15 protein-coding genes are annotated in these 14,694 nt (G+C 62.4%); 2 read left to right on the forward strand and 13 right to left on the reverse strand.

What is annotated here, in order from left to right; translation table 11 throughout:
• Positions 1-3 precede the first annotated feature (3 nt).
• Genes ntrC through dusB form a run of 3 tightly spaced genes read right to left on the reverse strand, consistent with a single transcriptional unit; the run spans position 4 to position 3,628 of the window.
• Positions 4-1,464 carry a nitrogen regulation protein NR(I) gene (ntrC, locus tag NKH97_RS04520; protein ID WP_023812028.1) on the reverse strand — a complete coding sequence of 487 codons (1,461 nt, stop codon included), beginning with the start codon at positions 1,462-1,464 and terminating at the stop codon, positions 4-6.
• Positions 1,461-2,603, reverse strand: a complete 1,143-nt coding sequence (locus NKH97_RS04525; protein WP_023812029.1) for a two-component system sensor histidine kinase NtrB — start codon at positions 2,601-2,603, stop codon at positions 1,461-1,463. Before NKH97_RS04525 ends, ntrC begins: the two co-directional genes overlap by 4 nt.
• A complete protein-coding gene (gene dusB, locus NKH97_RS04530; protein ID WP_352611759.1) occupies positions 2,600-3,628 on the reverse strand; it encodes a tRNA dihydrouridine synthase DusB in 1,029 nt (342 codons plus the stop codon). The genes NKH97_RS04525 and dusB overlap by 4 nt, the downstream gene beginning before the upstream one ends.
• 262 nt (positions 3,629-3,890) lie before the next feature.
• On the opposite strand from dusB, the gene NKH97_RS04535 reads away from it, so the two are divergent.
• Both NKH97_RS04535 and NKH97_RS04540 read left to right on the forward strand, forming a co-directional pair.
• Positions 3,891-5,120 carry a bifunctional 2-C-methyl-D-erythritol 4-phosphate cytidylyltransferase/2-C-methyl-D-erythritol 2,4-cyclodiphosphate synthase gene (locus NKH97_RS04535; protein WP_352611735.1) on the forward strand — a complete coding sequence of 410 codons (1,230 nt, stop codon included), beginning with the start codon at positions 3,891-3,893 and terminating at the stop codon, positions 5,118-5,120.
• The gene (locus tag NKH97_RS04540) at positions 5,117-5,599 is read left to right on the forward strand and encodes a CinA family protein (protein WP_352611734.1); all 483 of its coding nucleotides are present in this window, start codon (positions 5,117-5,119) and stop codon (positions 5,597-5,599) included. Before NKH97_RS04535 ends, NKH97_RS04540 begins: the two co-directional genes overlap by 4 nt.
• A 45-nt stretch (positions 5,600-5,644) precedes the next feature.
• Here NKH97_RS04540 and plsY read toward each other — a convergent pair whose 3' ends face one another.
• The 10 genes from plsY to pdhA all read right to left on the reverse strand — a co-directional run bounded on the left by plsY (position 5,645) and on the right by pdhA (position 14,625).
• A complete protein-coding gene (gene plsY, locus NKH97_RS04545) occupies positions 5,645-6,319 on the reverse strand; it encodes a glycerol-3-phosphate 1-O-acyltransferase PlsY (protein WP_352552030.1) in 675 nt (224 codons plus the stop codon).
• A gap of 10 nt (positions 6,320-6,329) precedes the next feature.
• On the reverse strand, positions 6,330-6,785 hold the full coding sequence (locus NKH97_RS04550; protein ID WP_127294439.1) for a type II toxin-antitoxin system RatA family toxin: 456 nt from the start codon (positions 6,783-6,785) through the stop codon (positions 6,330-6,332).
• A gap of 12 nt (positions 6,786-6,797) precedes the next feature.
• Positions 6,798-7,763 (reverse strand): lipoyl synthase, encoded by a 966-nt coding sequence (gene lipA / locus NKH97_RS04555; RefSeq protein WP_023812035.1) that lies wholly within the window; start codon positions 7,761-7,763, stop codon positions 6,798-6,800.
• Positions 7,764-7,900: 137 nt separating this feature from the next.
• On the reverse strand, positions 7,901-8,158 hold the full coding sequence (locus NKH97_RS04560; protein ID WP_023812036.1) for a GlsB/YeaQ/YmgE family stress response membrane protein: 258 nt from the start codon (positions 8,156-8,158) through the stop codon (positions 7,901-7,903).
• Between the two features lie 89 nt (positions 8,159-8,247).
• Positions 8,248-9,693: a dihydrolipoyl dehydrogenase gene (gene lpdA / locus NKH97_RS04565; protein ID WP_128304448.1), complete on the reverse strand. Its 1,446-nt coding sequence runs from the start codon at positions 9,691-9,693 to the stop codon at positions 8,248-8,250.
• Positions 9,694-9,705: 12 nt separating this feature from the next.
• Positions 9,706-10,341, reverse strand: a complete 636-nt coding sequence (locus NKH97_RS04570; protein WP_128304447.1) for an SGNH/GDSL hydrolase family protein — start codon at positions 10,339-10,341, stop codon at positions 9,706-9,708.
• Entirely contained in the window at positions 10,338-10,754 is a 417-nt protein-coding gene (locus NKH97_RS04575; RefSeq protein ID WP_023812040.1) for a hypothetical protein, read from the reverse strand. Before NKH97_RS04575 ends, NKH97_RS04570 begins: the two co-directional genes overlap by 4 nt.
• Before the next feature lie 13 nt (positions 10,755-10,767).
• Positions 10,768-12,150, reverse strand: coding sequence for a pyruvate dehydrogenase complex dihydrolipoamide acetyltransferase (locus NKH97_RS04580; protein WP_352795552.1), 1,383 nt, complete (start codon positions 12,148-12,150; stop codon positions 10,768-10,770).
• Positions 12,151-12,168: 18 nt separating this feature from the next.
• Positions 12,169-13,572, reverse strand: a complete 1,404-nt coding sequence (locus NKH97_RS04585; protein WP_352795554.1) for a pyruvate dehydrogenase complex E1 component subunit beta — start codon at positions 13,570-13,572, stop codon at positions 12,169-12,171.
• Positions 13,573-13,587: 15 nt separating this feature from the next.
• Positions 13,588-14,625: a pyruvate dehydrogenase (acetyl-transferring) E1 component subunit alpha gene (gene pdhA / locus NKH97_RS04590; RefSeq protein WP_023812042.1), complete on the reverse strand. Its 1,038-nt coding sequence runs from the start codon at positions 14,623-14,625 to the stop codon at positions 13,588-13,590.
• Positions 14,626-14,694: the final 69 nt, after the last annotated feature.

The raw sequence follows: 14,694 nt of genomic DNA on the forward strand, positions 1-14,694 counted from the left end.
GGCTCAGCCCTGCCGCGATGATTTGTAGACGTTGACGCCGAGCTCGCGAATCTTCTTGCGCAGCGTGTTGCGGTTCAAGCCCAGCAGTTCCGCAGCCTTGATCTGGTTGCCACGCGTTGCCGTCATCGAGGCCAGGACAAGCGGAAACTCGACCTCGGACAGGATGCGCTGATAGAGCCCGGCAGGAGGCAAGTCGCCGGCAAACGACGCGAAATAGCGCTGCAGGAAATGCTCGACCGCCTGGCCAATCGACAAATCGTCGGGAATGAGGTTACCGCCTCCCGGCACTACGGGGCGCTCGCCGGTCTTCAGCTCGGCCTCGATGATCTCGGCGGAAATTTCGTCCTGCGAATAGAGCGCGGCAAGCCTGCGAACCAGGTTTTCCAGTTCGCGAACATTGCCTGGCCACGGATAGCGCTTCATCAACTCGATGCCGCCGGAAGAAATGCGCTTGGTCTGTAGGCCTTCCATTTCGCCGAGCTTGAAGAAGTGGCGGACGAGGTCCGGCACGTCCTCGGAGCGCTCGCGCAGCGCTGGCAGCCGGAGCGGCACGACATTGAGGCGATAGAAAAGATCCTCGCGGAAAAGCCCCTGGTTGATCAGCGTGCGCAGATCCTTGTTGGTGGCGGCGACGATGCGCACGTCGGTCTTGATCGGCGTGCGTCCGCCAACCGTCGTGTATTCGCCCTGTTGGAGCACGCGCAGCAGCCGCGTCTGCGCCTCCATCGGCATGTCGCCGATTTCGTCGAGGAACAGCGTGCCGCCTTCAGCCTGCTCGAAGCGCCCGGTCGAGCGATTCTGTGCGCCGGTGAAGGCACCCTTCTCGTGACCGAACAGTTCCGATTCGATCAGGTCGCGCGGGATCGCCGCCATATTGATGGCGACGAAGGGGCCGCCGCGGCGGCGGCCATATTCATGCAGCGCGCGCGCCACCAGCTCCTTGCCGGTACCGGATTCGCCCGAGATCATCACCGTCAGGTCGGTCTGCATCATGCGCGCCAGCATGCGGTAGATGTCCTGCATGGCGGCCGAGCGGCCGACCAGCGGCATTGCATCGGGCTGCTCTTCCGGCCGCGCGTCGATCTTCGGCCGACGCGGCTCGGAAAGCGCGCGGTTGACGATGTTGAGCAGTTCGGTCAGGTCGAACGGCTTAGGCAGATATTCATAGGCGCCGGTTTCGGAGGCGCGGATCGCCGTCATGAAGGTGTTCTGAGCGCTCATGACGATGACCGGCAGCTCCGGCCTCGCCTTCTTGATGCGCGGCAGCATGTCGAAGGCGTTCTCGTCCGGCATGACCACATCGGTGATGACAAGGTCGCCCTCGCCCGCCGCCACCCAGCGCCACAAAGTCGAAGCATTGGAGGTGACGCGCACCTCGTGGCCGGCGCGCGAAAGCGCCTGGTTGAGGACGGTACGGATCGCCGCGTCGTCGTCGGCGACGAGAATATTGCCGCGAACGGTCATTTGCGGTCTCCTTCACCGTCATCATCGGCGCCGTTTGGCGCTTCTTTCCAGGCCGGCATCAGGATGCGGAATGTGGTGCCGCGCGGCGTCGATTCGCATTCGATGATGCCGCCATGCTCGCCGACGATCTTGGCGACCAGCGCAAGACCCAACCCGGAGCCGTTCGGCTTGGTGGTGATGAACGGGTCGAACAGGATCGGCAAGATGTCTTCCGAAACGCCGGAGCCGTTGTCGCGCACGCAGAATTCCAGCGGCAGCGACACGCGGTCCTGCGTGCCCGGAACGGAAACACGGATGCCTGGCCGGAAGGCGGTCGACAGCACGATCTCGCCCTGCGGGTCGCTGCCGATCGCCTCGGCGGCGTTCTTGACCAGGTTGAGGAACACCTGGATCAACTGGTCGCGGTTGGCAAACACCGGAGGCAACGAAGGATCATAATCCTCCAATATCTTGATTCTCTTGGCAAAACCGTTCTTGGCAATCGCCTTCACATGGTCGAGAACGACATGGATGTTGACGGGGTAGCGGTCGATCGGCCGCTCGTCGGAAAATACCTCCATGCGATCGACCAGCGACACGATGCGATCGGTCTCGTCGGTGATCAGCCGCGTCAGCGCGCGGTCTTCGTCGGAAGCCGACAGTTCGAGCAACTGGGCAGCGCCGCGGATGCCTGAGAGCGGGTTCTTGATCTCATGGGCAAGCATCGCCGCCAGACCGGTGACCGAACGTGCCGCGCCCCGATGCGTCATCTGCCGGTCAATCTTGTCGGCCATCGACCGTTCCTGGAACATAACCACCACCGAGCCCGGAAATTCCGGTACCGGCGCGACATAGAGATCGACGACCTTCTCGATGCCGAGCCGCGGCGACGACACGTCGACGCGGTACTCGTTGACCGGAGCCCGGCGCTCGCGCACCTGGTCGACCAGTGTCAGCAGCGGGCTGCCGAAGGGAATGAGTTTTGACAGCGTGTTGCGGGCGAGCATGGTCGCGCTCGAGCGAAAAAAGTCTTCCGCATCGGCGTTGGCGAAGGTGATGAACCCCTCCTCGCTGATCATGATCACCGGGCGGCGGATGGTGTTGAGCACGATTTGGGCGGCATCCGCCATTTCGGCGCCCTGGCCGGCGGCGGCGTTCATGCGGCGCTCCGCAGGTTCAAGGGTTGCGGATCGCGCGAAAACACATCGCGCAGCAAGGCAATAACGCGCGCGGGCTCGAATGCGGTCAGTATAGCCTTTCGGCTGTCGTCGGCGACGCCGCCGGCATGCCGATCAAGATACCAGCCAAGATGCTTGCGCGCCTGGCGCAGGCCGCTTTCGGCGCCGTAGAGCGCCAGCATGTCCTCGTAGTGGGCCACGATGTAGTCGGCGACCGCGGTCGAGTCCCGTGGCATGTTTGGCGTCGCCTCGCCGGTCGCCGCGGCCGCAATGCCGCCTGCGATCCAGGGCGCGCCATAATGGGCACGGCCGATCATCACGGCGTCGGCACCCGATTGATCGAGAATGTCGGCCGCTTCCGCCGGCGAAGAGACGTCACCATTGGCGACGACCGGGATGGACACGGCTTCCTTGACGCGGGCGATGGCGCGCCAGTCGGCCTTGCCCTGGTAGAACTGGCAGCGCGTGCGGCCGTGCACGGTCACCATGCTGACACCGGCCTGCTCGGCGCGGCGCGCGAGCATCGGCGCGTTGAGCGCGCCTTCGTCCCAGCCAAGCCGCATCTTGACCGTCACTGGCACCTCGACCGCGCCGACAACGGCGTCGATCAGCGACAGTGCGTGGTCGAGATCCAGCATCAATGCCGAACCCGCATAACCGCCGGTAACCTTCTTGGCCGGGCAGCCCATGTTGATGTCGATGATGTCGGCCCCCTCACCGGCTGCGATTCTGGCACCTTCGGCCATGTGCATCGCCTCACGGCCTGCAAGCTGAACCATATGGACGGGCAGGCCGGAGTGGCGTATGCGCAGGTTGAAACCGGCCCTGCCCTTGGCGAGCTCTCCGCTGGCAACCATTTCGGACACGACCAGGCCTGCTCCATGCGCGTGGGCACGCTGCCGGAACGGCTCGTCCGTAATCCCCGACATTGGTGCGAGGAACACGCGATTGCGGAGTCTCACACCGCCGACATCAAGCGGCCCTGCCAATTTGGTCAAGTCAGGCAATTTGGTCAAGTTAACCATGCACAAAAACCAAGCATCTTCATTCGTTGCACATTCTCTAGCCAGAACCGGCGCAATGTGCAACGCGGAATGACGCCACATTTAGGCGCAATTGGGAAAATGCTGGCCTTCGGCTTTGGCCGCGACCAAAGCGCCGCGCGTCCCTCAGGACGCGCAAAGGACGCTTTGGAATTTCATACTTAGCGCACGATCTTTCCGAAAACCGATTACACTTTTCGGGATCGTGCGCTAGGACCAAACGGGCATGACTGACGCAAGTGAAAATCACGTTTCGGATGCGGATGGCAAGGTCGCGGTGGTGATCGTTGCGGCCGGCCGTGGTGCGCGCGCCGGACAGGCCAACGGACCGAAGCAATATCAACACATTGGCGGCTTTGCCGTCATTGCACACACGCTGGACATTTTTCTGGCCCACCCGCGGACCAGCGAGATCGTCGTCGCCATTCATGCCGATGACCACGAGCTGTTCCGGCAGGCGGCGGGCGCCAATGTAGAGCGCGTCACCGCCATCATGGGCGGGGCGACGAGGCAGGAATCCGTCCGGCTCGGCCTGCTTGCCCTTAGAGGCCACGCGCCGGCGCAGGTTCTGATCCACGACGCCGTCCGCCCGTTTGTCGATGCGGACCTGATAGATCGCACCATCGCCGCCATCGGCGAGCGCGAGGGCGCGTTGCCCGCTTTGCCCGTCGCCGACACGCTGAAGCGCGAATCGGCCTCCGGCGTGGTTGGCGAAACCGTTTCGCGCAGCGGTCTTCACGCGGCGCAAACGCCACAGGGCTTTCCGTTCTGGCCCATTCTTGCCGCGCACGAGAAAGCCCATCATCTGGGAAGAATGGATTTTACCGACGATGCCGCGATCGCCGAATGGGCGAATATTCCGGTCAAGATCGTTCCGGGCTCGCCGGACAATGTCAAACTCACCTGGGCACGGGATATTGCGATGGCGGACCAGCGGCTTTCCGGCGAACGCGTGCGCTTTCCCGATATCCGTACCGGCAATGGCTACGACGTCCACGCCTTCGAACCGGGAGACCATGTCACTTTGTGTGGCGTCGCCATTGCACACGACAAGAAGCTGTCCGGCCATTCCGACGCCGATGTCGGTCTGCACGCCTTGACCGATGCGCTGCTGGCGACTTGCGGCGCAGGCGACATCGGCACGCATTTTCCGCCATCCGACCCGCAGTGGAAAGGCGCTGCGTCGCGCATATTCGTCGAGCATGCGGCAAGGCTGGTGCGCGCGCGCGGCGGCCGCATCGCCAATGCCGACATCACGCTGATCTGCGAAGCGCCGCGCGTCGGGCCGCATCGCGAGGCCATGACCGCAGCCCTTTCTCAGATGCTGGCGATTACGCCGGATCGCATCTCGATCAAGGCCACAACCAATGAGAAGCTCGGCTTTGTCGGGCGCGAGGAAGGCATAGCGGCGATTGCCACCGCCAGCGTGGTGTTTCCCGGCGAGGTGCCGGAATGAGCAACAACGAGCTGGCAAATGCGCTGCTGCAAGCCTGCCAGAAGCGCGGCATCATGCTAGCAACGGCGGAAAGCTGCACCGGCGGCATGATCATCTCCGCGCTCACCGACATCGCCGGTTCCTCGGCCGTGGTCGATCGCGGCTTCATCACCTATTCCAACGAGGCCAAGATGGACATGCTCGGTGTCTCCGCCGCCACGCTTGAGGCGCACGGCGCGGTTTCGCGCGAGACGGCGATCGAGATGGCAACAGGCGCGCTTGTCCGTTCGCGCGCCGGGCTGACCCTGGCGGTCACCGGCATTGCCGGGCCTGGCGGCGGTTCGGCGGGAAAACCGGTCGGCCTGGTCTGGTTCGGGGTTGCGCTGGACGGCCGACCGATTGTCGCCGAGCACCAGCTCTTTGCAGACAAAGGCCGCGATTTCATTCGTCGCGAAACGGTCCGGCAAGCGCTGGAACTGGGCCTACAAGCACTCGGATAGGGTTATAAAAACGTTGGGCGGGCGGGCCCGAAAGCTGGATTGCGGTTACGTTTTCGATTCCGGGCTGCTTTGCCCTAAGCGTGGCTCCGTCCCAGCCAGCAGCCGCTGAATGTTGGCACGATGGCGCGCAATCACGTAGATGCTGCCCGCAATCACCAGCAACCGATAGGCCAACGGTTGCTCCAGGCCACAGATGAGGGCGATCGCGGTCAACGCCGCTACCATCGAACTCAGGGAAACTATCCGAGACGTAGCCAGCACAGCACCAAAAGCCGCCGCAGCCCCCACACCTACCGGCCAAGACAGAGCCAGCAACACGCCAAGCCCCGTCGCAGCGGATTTGCCACCTGTAAAATTCAGCCAGATCGAACGGCCATGTCCCAACAACACGGCAATTCCGGCCAGGCAAACAGCCCAAGGCACCCAGGTTTGCAGGTCAAGCGGGGTCGATGGCGTAACCAACGGCAACGTGATGAACCAGGGATAGAACCAGCGGGCAAAAACGATCGCCGCCGCGCCTTTCAGCACATCCAGCAGCAACACCACCAACGCAGGCCATTTTCCCAAGACCCGCAAGACGTTCGTTGCCCCGGTGGATTTGGAGCCATGCTCCCGGATATCGATGCCCTTGAGCAGCTTCCCCGCCAGATAACCCGTGGGCATGGTACCGAAGAGATAGGCGATTGCCAGTCCAACGGTGCTCGCTATCCAGAAAAGCATGCGCAGGGCCTCAAGACGGTTTTGCACCGTAGATGACGTCGGCGCGCTTCTCAAAGGCTTCGGCGAACATGCGGAAGGCGCGATCGAACATGGTTCCCATGACCGCGCCCAGAATACGGCTCTTGAACTCGTAGTCGATGAAGAAGCGGACGGCGCAACCGGCGCCGTCGGGTTCGAAACGCCAGACATTGCTCAAATATTTGAACGGCCCGTCGATGTATTTCACGTCGATGGCGTTCTCGGCGGGCTTCAGCAGCACCTGCGTCGTGAAGGTTTCGCGGATGGCCTTGTAGCCGATGCTCATGTCGGCAAGCAGAACAGTGCGCCCGTCACGCTCCTTGCGCGAGCGAACCGTCAGCGCTTCGCAAAGCGGCAGGAATTGCGGATAGGATTCAACATCGGCGACCAAAGCGAACATCTGCTCGGGTGTATGGGATACGCGTCGGGTGGCTTCGAATTTTGGCATGGAACCAGCGAGTTAAGCTGATTTCTTGAGAATCGCTTCCCGTGCCGCGCGCAGCTTGGCAAAATCGTCGCCGGCGTGATGCGATGAACGCGTCAGCGGGCTAGATGCCACCAGCAGGAAACCCTTGGTCCGGCCGATCGTCTCAAAGGATTTGAACTCCTCCGGCGTGACGAAGCGGATCACCGGGTGGTGCTTCTTCGACGGCTGCAGGTACTGGCCGATGGTCATGAAATCGACATTGGCGGACCGCAGATCGTCCATCAGCTGCAGGATTTCATTCCGTTCCTCGCCCAGCCCCACCATGATGCCGGACTTGGTGAAGATTGACGGATCAAGCTCCTTGACCCGCTGCAACAGCCGGATCGAATGGAAATAGCGGGCGCCCGGACGAACCGTCAGATAGTTCGACGGTACGGTTTCGAGATTGTGGTTGAAGACGTCGGGCTTGGCGGCCACGACGATCTCCAGCGCGCCGTCCTTGCGCAGGAAGTCGGGCGTCAGGATTTCGATCGTCGTCGAAGGCGTCGCGGCCCGGATGGCACGAATGACTTCAGCGAAATGCTGCGCACCGCCATCGGAGAGATCGTCACGGTCCACCGAGGTGATGACCACATGGGTAAGGCCCATCTGCTTGACCGCATGCGCGACGCGGGCCGGTTCATCCGGGTCAAGCGCTGTTGGAATGCCCGTGGCGACGTTGCAGAAGGCGCAGGCGCGGGTGCAGATCTCGCCCATGATCATGAAGGTGGCGTGCTTCTTTTCCCAGCATTCGCCGATGTTAGGGCAGCCGGCCTCTTCGCAGACCGTCACCAGCTTGTGCGATTTGACGATTTCGCGCGTTTCGGCATAGCCCTTCGACACCGGCGCCTTGACGCGGATCCAGTCGGGCTTGCGCAGCACGTCCTGATCAGGCTTGTGCGCCTTTTCCGGATGCCGCAAGCGCGGGGCGTTGGCGATCGTATCGAGGACAGTGACCATCGGGAAACCTGGTTCATTCGCGACGCCAGTCAGGCGTTCGCTGTCATAACGTCATCTAAGACTTTTCAACGCAAAGAAAAAGGCCGCCACGGCGCATGCCGCAACAGCCTTTTTCGCATAGCAACTCTTCAGTGATGCTAACGGCGCACCAGACGCCCGGCCCAGATCAGCAGGCAGGCACCGATAAAGCCGGTGATCAGATAGGCAATCCAGCCGACGCCGAACGGGCCAAAATTGAGAGCCTGCAGAATGGCGTTCAGCACGACCGCGCCGACGATGCCCATGACGATGTTCATGAAGATGCCGGTGTTGCTCTTCATGAACATTTCGGCGAACCAGCCTGCCAGGCCGCCGATGATGATGGCTGCTATCCAGCCGACGCCATTCAGGTGCATATGCCTTCTCCTTGTGGGATACGTGAAAACGCATTCGCAAACGAAGTACCTTGCCGCCGGGTTCCATCTGTAGCAGCGCTTTCAATCTATCAGGCGTTGAGGGCGCGGCCATAGGCGTCGAGCACGCTTTCCTTCATCATCTCCGACAGCGTCGGGTGCGGGAAGATGGTGTGCATCAGCTCTTCCTCGGTCGTCTCCAGGTTCATCGCCACGACAAAACCCTGGATCAGTTCGGTCACTTCGGCACCGACCATGTGGGCGCCGAGCAATTGACCGGTCTTCTTGTCGAAGATGGTCTTGATGAAACCCTGATCCTCGCCGAGCGCAATGGCCTTGCCATTGGCGGCGAACTGGAAGCGCCCGACCCGGATGTCCTTGCCCTCGGCCTTGGCCTTGGCTTCCGTCAGGCCTACCGAGGCGACCTGCGGATTGCAGTAGGTGCAGCCCGGAATCTTCAGCTTGTCGGTGGCATGCACGCCAGGAAAATCTGCGATCTTCTCGATGCACACGACCCCCTCATGTTCGGCCTTGTGAGCGAGCATCGGCGGGCCGGCGACATCGCCGATGGCGTAGATGCCCGGCACGTTGGTCTTGCCGTAACCATCGATGACGACGCAGCCACGCTCCGTCTTCACGCCAAGCGCCTCGAGTCCGAGGCCCTCGATGTTGCCCTGGACGCCGACGGCCGAGATCATCCGATCGGCGGTGATCTTCTCGACCTTGCCGTCCTTCATCTCGACATGCGCGGTGACCGAGTTGGCACCCTTCTCGACCTTGGTCACCTTGGCTTCGAGGATGATCTTCATGCCTTGCTTCTCGAACTGCTTCTGCGCGAATTTCGAGACTTCGGCATCCTCGACCGGCATCACCGCCGGCAGCAATTCGACCACCGTCACTTCGGCGCCCATGGTGCGGTAGAAGGAGGCGAATTCGATGCCGATGGCGCCCGACCCCATGACCAGCAGCGACTTCGGCATCTCCTTCGGCACCATGGCTTCAAAATAAGTCCAGATCAGTCTGCCGTCCGGCTCGATGCCGGGCAGCGCGCGCGGCCGGGCGCCGGTCGCCAGGATGATGTGCTTGGCGGTATAGGTGCCCTCGCCCTTGACGCCTTTCGGCACTGGCGGCTGCGGCTCCATCGGCTTCTTGGCCGTCTTCGACACGACGATCTCGCCCGGCTTCGAAAGCTTGGCCTCGCCCCAGATGACGTCGACCTTGTTCTTCTTCATGAGGAAGGCAACGCCGCCATTGAGCCGCAGCGACACCTTGCGCGAGCGGTCGACCACGGCTGACGCATCGACGCTGACCTTGCCGTCGAGCTTCAGCCCGTAATCCTTCAGGTGGTCCGAATAGTGCATGATCTCGGCCGAGCGCAGCAGCGCCTTGGTCGGGATGCAGCCCCAGTTGAGGCAGATACCGCCGAGATGCTCGCGCTCGACGATCGCCGTCTTGAAGCCGAGTTGCGCGGAACGCACCGCGGTGACATAGCCGCCAGGGCCGGAGCCGATGATGATGACGTCGTAGTTCTCAGCCACGGTTTTTCTCCTTCACAATTCCAGCATGACGCGCACGACGGGTGCCAGCGCCTTGCCGATGTTTCGCGTGTTTTCGGCATCGAGATGGACGCCGTCGAGCGGGGTGGTTTGCGCCACGCTGCCGGCGTCGAAGAAGCCGCAGCCGGCCTCATCGGCAAGAGCGGCATAGAGCGGCGCCAACCGCGTCGAAGCCTCGTCACCGCCGGCGAACATCTCCTTGAATTCGGCATTGTCTGTACGGCTGACCACAGGCGGCGAAACGATCAGGATCTGCGGCGCCGGCCAGTCGAACGGATAGTCGTGACCGCGCACGATGTCGATCAGCCGCTGGATGCCCTGCTTGGCCGCGACGGGATTGCCGTGGATCCACGGCTTCATGTCGTTGGCGCCGAGCATGATGACAATCAGGTCGATCGGCGCATGGGTCGTCAGGACGGTTGGTAGCAGTTTTGCACCGTTGCGGTCCGCACCGGCCAGATGATCGTCGAAGGCCGTGGTGCGGCCGTTGAGGCCATCGGCAATCACTTGCACGTCGGCGCCTAACGCTGCCTGCAGCACGCTCGGCCAGCGGTCTTCCAGCGCATGGCGGCCACCTTCGGCATTGTAGCCCCAGGTCAGCGAGTCGCCGTAACAAAGAACCGTCTTCATGCGCCCACCTGTGCGTTAATCGAGCCGCGCCTCAACCGCCAGCGCACGAACAGCCAGTGAACCAGCACAGTGGCCAGGTTCGGCAAAACCAGGCCGGCGACGATCGGCAGGTCACCTTCCCACTGGCGCTTATCGACCGGCTGAGAGAACGTCCAACCGATCAGGCCGAGCCCGATCAGCACGAACAGGACAATTGCGCAGAGGCCCAGCCAGTTGATGATCGACGGTGCGTTCGAAAAAAGCTGCGCGATGAAAAACACGATCGTCGCGACAATGGTGACAAGCACCGACGTCATGAACACCAGAATGTATTCTTCCTGCGCATGGGTTGCGACCGCCAGCTGTTGAGCAACCAAGCCGCCTGCCAATCCTGACAGGAAAAACGCCATAAGGGAGGTGAAGAAGATCCGCACCGCCCTCTCCGTCCTAAACCAGCATGCTCATCGGGTTCTCGATCAGGCGCTTGAAGGCGACCAGCAGTTCGGCACCCAGCGCGCCGTCGACGGCGCGATGGTCGGTCGACAGCGTCACCGACATCACGGTGGCGATTTTGATCTCGCCGTTCTTGACCACCGCCCGCTCCTCGCCGGCACCGACGGCAAGGATCGTCGCATGCGGCGGGTTGATGACGGCGGCAAAGTCCTTGATGCCGAACATGCCGAGGTTGGACACCGCCGTGGTGCCGCCCTGATACTCTTCCGGCTTCAGCTTGCGGCTGCGCGCCCGGCTGGCCAGATCCTTCATCTCGTTGGAGATGGTGGACAGCGTCTTTTCGTCGGCATGCCGAATGATCGGTGTGATCAGGCCGCCCGGGATCGACACGGCGACGCCGACATCGGCATGCTTGTGCTTGACCATGGCGCTTTCGGTCCATGAGGCATTGGCATCCGGCACCGCCTTCAGCGCCATCGCCATCGCCTTGATGACCATGTCGTTGACCGACAGCTTGTAGGCGGGCGCATCGCCTTTGTCGGTCTTCTTTACCGGGGCTGCGGCGTTAATCTGCGTGCGCAATGCGAGGAGTGCATCGAGCTCGCAGTCGAGCGTCAGGTAGAAATGCGGGATGGTGGTCTTGGCCTCGACCAGGCGGCGCGCAATGGTCTTGCGCATATTGTCATGCGGGACGAGATCGTAGGAGCCAGCCTCGAACAGCTTCAGCACCTGATCGTCGGACATCGCCTTCACAGCAGGAGCAGTTGCCGGAGCCCCGGCGGGTGCTGCCTTGGCGGCAGGCTTGGCGCCGCCACCGGCAATCGCGGCGTCGATATCTGCCTTGACGACGCGGCCATGCGGGCCGGTGCCGGTCACGGCAGACACATCGACGCCGGCTTCCCTGGCGATGCGACGTGCGAGCGGCGAGGCGAAGGTGCGCTCGCCGGCCGCATGACCATTGGCAACTGGAGCCGCCTCTGCCTTGGGTGCGGTCGCGACCGGTTCCGCCTTTGATGCTTCCGCCTTTGATGCTTCCGCCTTTGGTGCGTCAGCCTTGGGCTCCTCCGCTTTCGGCGCCTCGGCTTTCGCTGGTGCGGCACCGCCACCGCTTTTCGCGACGGCGCCTGCATCCTCGCCCTCTCCGGCGAGCACGGCGATCAGCGCATTGACCTTGACGCCCTCGGTGCCGGCGGGAACGACGAGCTTTGCAACCGTGCCCTCATCGACAGCTTCGACTTCCATCGTCGCCTTGTCGGTCTCGATCTCGGCAATGACATCGCCCGGCGAAACCTTGTCGCCTTCCTTGACGAGCCACTTGGACAGATTGCCCTCTTCCATCGTGGGCGACAGGGCCGGCATGGTGATGTTGATTGGCATTTTGTCCTCCCGCCCGGTTCAGCGATACGTGACGGCTTTGACCGCCTCGATGACTTCGCCGACATTCGGCAACGCCAGCTTCTCGAGGTTGGCCGCATAAGGCATCGGCACATCCTTGCCGGCGATGGTGATGACCGGCGCGTCCAGAAAGTCGAAGGCGCGCTGCGACACCTGGTTGGCGATATGGTCGCCGACCGAGTTCTGCGGATAACCTTCCTCCACCACCACCAGGCGGTTGGTCTTCTTGACCGAGGCGATGATGGTGTCGAGATCGAGCGGCCGGATCGTGCGCAAGTCGATGATCTCGGCATCGATGCCAAGGCCACGCAGTTCCGCTTCAGCCTTGACCGCATAGGTCATGCCGATGCCGAAGGAGACGATGGTGACATCCTTGCCTGATTTATGGATGCGCGCCTTGCCGATCGGCAACACGAAATCGTCCAGCTTCGGCACGTCGAAGGACTGACCGTAAAGGATTTCATTCTCGAGGAAGATGATTGGGTTCGGATCGCGGATCGCTGCCTTCAGCAAGCCCTTGGCGTCAGCGGCGGTGTAGGGCATCACCACTTTCAGGCCCGGAATGTGGCTGTACCAGGCGGCATAGCACTGCGAGTGCTGGGCAGCGACGCGTGCGGCGGCACCGTTCGGTCCACGGAACACGATCGGCGCGCCCATCTGGCCGCCGGACATATAGAGCGTCTTGGCGGCCGAGTTGATGATCTGGTCGATCGCCTGCATGGCGAAGTTGAAGGTCATGAACTCGACGATCGGCTTCAGGCCGGCCATCGCCGCACCCACGCCAACGCCGGCAAAGCCATGCTCGGTGATCGGCGTATCGACGACGCGCCGCGGCCCGAATTCCTGCAGCAGGCCCTGCGTGATCTTGTAGGCGCCCTGGTATTCGGCAACCTCCTCGCCCATGACGAAGACATCGCCGTCGCGGCGCATTTCCTCGGCCATCGCATCGCGCAGCGCTTCGCGCACCGTGGTGGAGACCATCTCCGTGCCGGCCGGAATGTCCGGATCGGCGGCGATCTCCGTCTTCGGGGCGGCAGCCACCGGTGCGGCGGCCGGCTTTGTGGCCTCCGCCTTGTCCTCTGCTGCGGCCGGAGCCTCTGCCTTTGCAGGTGCTTCCGCCTTGGCGGGCGCCGCAGACCTGCCGATATCCCCGGCACTTTCGCCGTCCTGCAGCAGCACGGCGATCGGTGTGTTGACCTTGACGCCTTCGGTACCGGCGGCGATCAGGATCTTGCCCAGCGTGCCTTCGTCAACAGCTTCGACTTCCATCGTCGCCTTGTCGGTCTCGATCTCGGCGATAACGTCGCCGGCGACGACCTTGTCGCCCTCGTTCTTCAACCACTTGGAAAGATTGCCCTCTTCCATGGTCGGCGAGAGAGCGGGCATGAGAATTTCGATCGGCATGTCCTTGCCCTCCCGTTACAATACGATATCGGTCCAGAGCTCGGACGGATCCGGCTCCGCGTCGTTCTGGGCAAATTCGGCGGCGTCGGCGACGATGTCGCGGACCTCCTTGTCGATGGTCTTGAGCTCGTCCTCGGTCGCCCACTTCTTTTCCATCAGCCGTGCCTTGACCTGCTCGATCGGGTCATGGTCCGAGCGCATCTTCTGCACTTCTTCCTTGGAGCGGTATTTTGCCGGATCGGACATCGAGTGACCGCGGTAGCGGTAGGTCTGCATTTCGAGAATGATCGGCCCGTTGCCGGCGCGGCACCATTCGGTCGCCTGGTCGGCGGCAGCCTTGACAGCGCGCACGTCCATGCCGTCGACCTGGATGCCCGGGATCTTGAACGAGGCACCACGATGCGAAAAGTTGGTTTCCGCCGAAGAGCGCGACACCGAGGTGCCCATCGCATAGCGGTTGTTCTCGATGATGTAGATCACCGGCAGCTTCCACAGCGAGGCCATGTTGAAGCTTTCATAGACCTGGCCCTGGTTGGCCGCGCCGTCGCCGAAATAGGTCAGCGAGACATTGTTGTTGTCGCGGTAGCGGTTGGCAAAGGCGAGACCAGTACCAAGAGACACCTGCGCACCGACGATGCCGTGGCCGCCGTAAAAGTGCTTTTCCTTGGAGAACATGTGCATGGAGCCGCCCTTGCCCCGGGACAAGCCGCCCCGACGCCCGGTCAGCTCGGCCATGACGCCGCGCGGCGACAGCTCCATCGCCAGCATGTGGCCGTGGTCGCGATAGGCGGTGATCATCTGATCGCCGTCGATCAGCGCCATCTTCATGCCGGTGACGACCGCTTCCTGGCCGATATAGAGGTGACAGAAGCCGCCGATGAAACCCATGCCGTAAAGCTGGCCGGCCTTTTCCTCGAAACGACGGATGAGCAGCATGTGCCGGTAGGCGGCAAGCTCTTCATCCTTGGTGAACTCGGCGGGCTTGGGGGCGGAAAGCCCCGATTTGCCGTCGGATTTGGATTTGGCAGGCGCTTTTCTGGCTGCGGTGGCCATGCATCACTCCCTGTTGGCGTCTCTTCGTGGACATTAGAGCAGGATGAAATCTGCTCTGGGGAGATCAGC

Origin of the sequence: Mesorhizobium sp. M0870 (assembly GCF_040319775.1) — a bacterium.
Classification (GTDB): Bacteria; Pseudomonadota; Alphaproteobacteria; order Rhizobiales; family Rhizobiaceae; genus Mesorhizobium.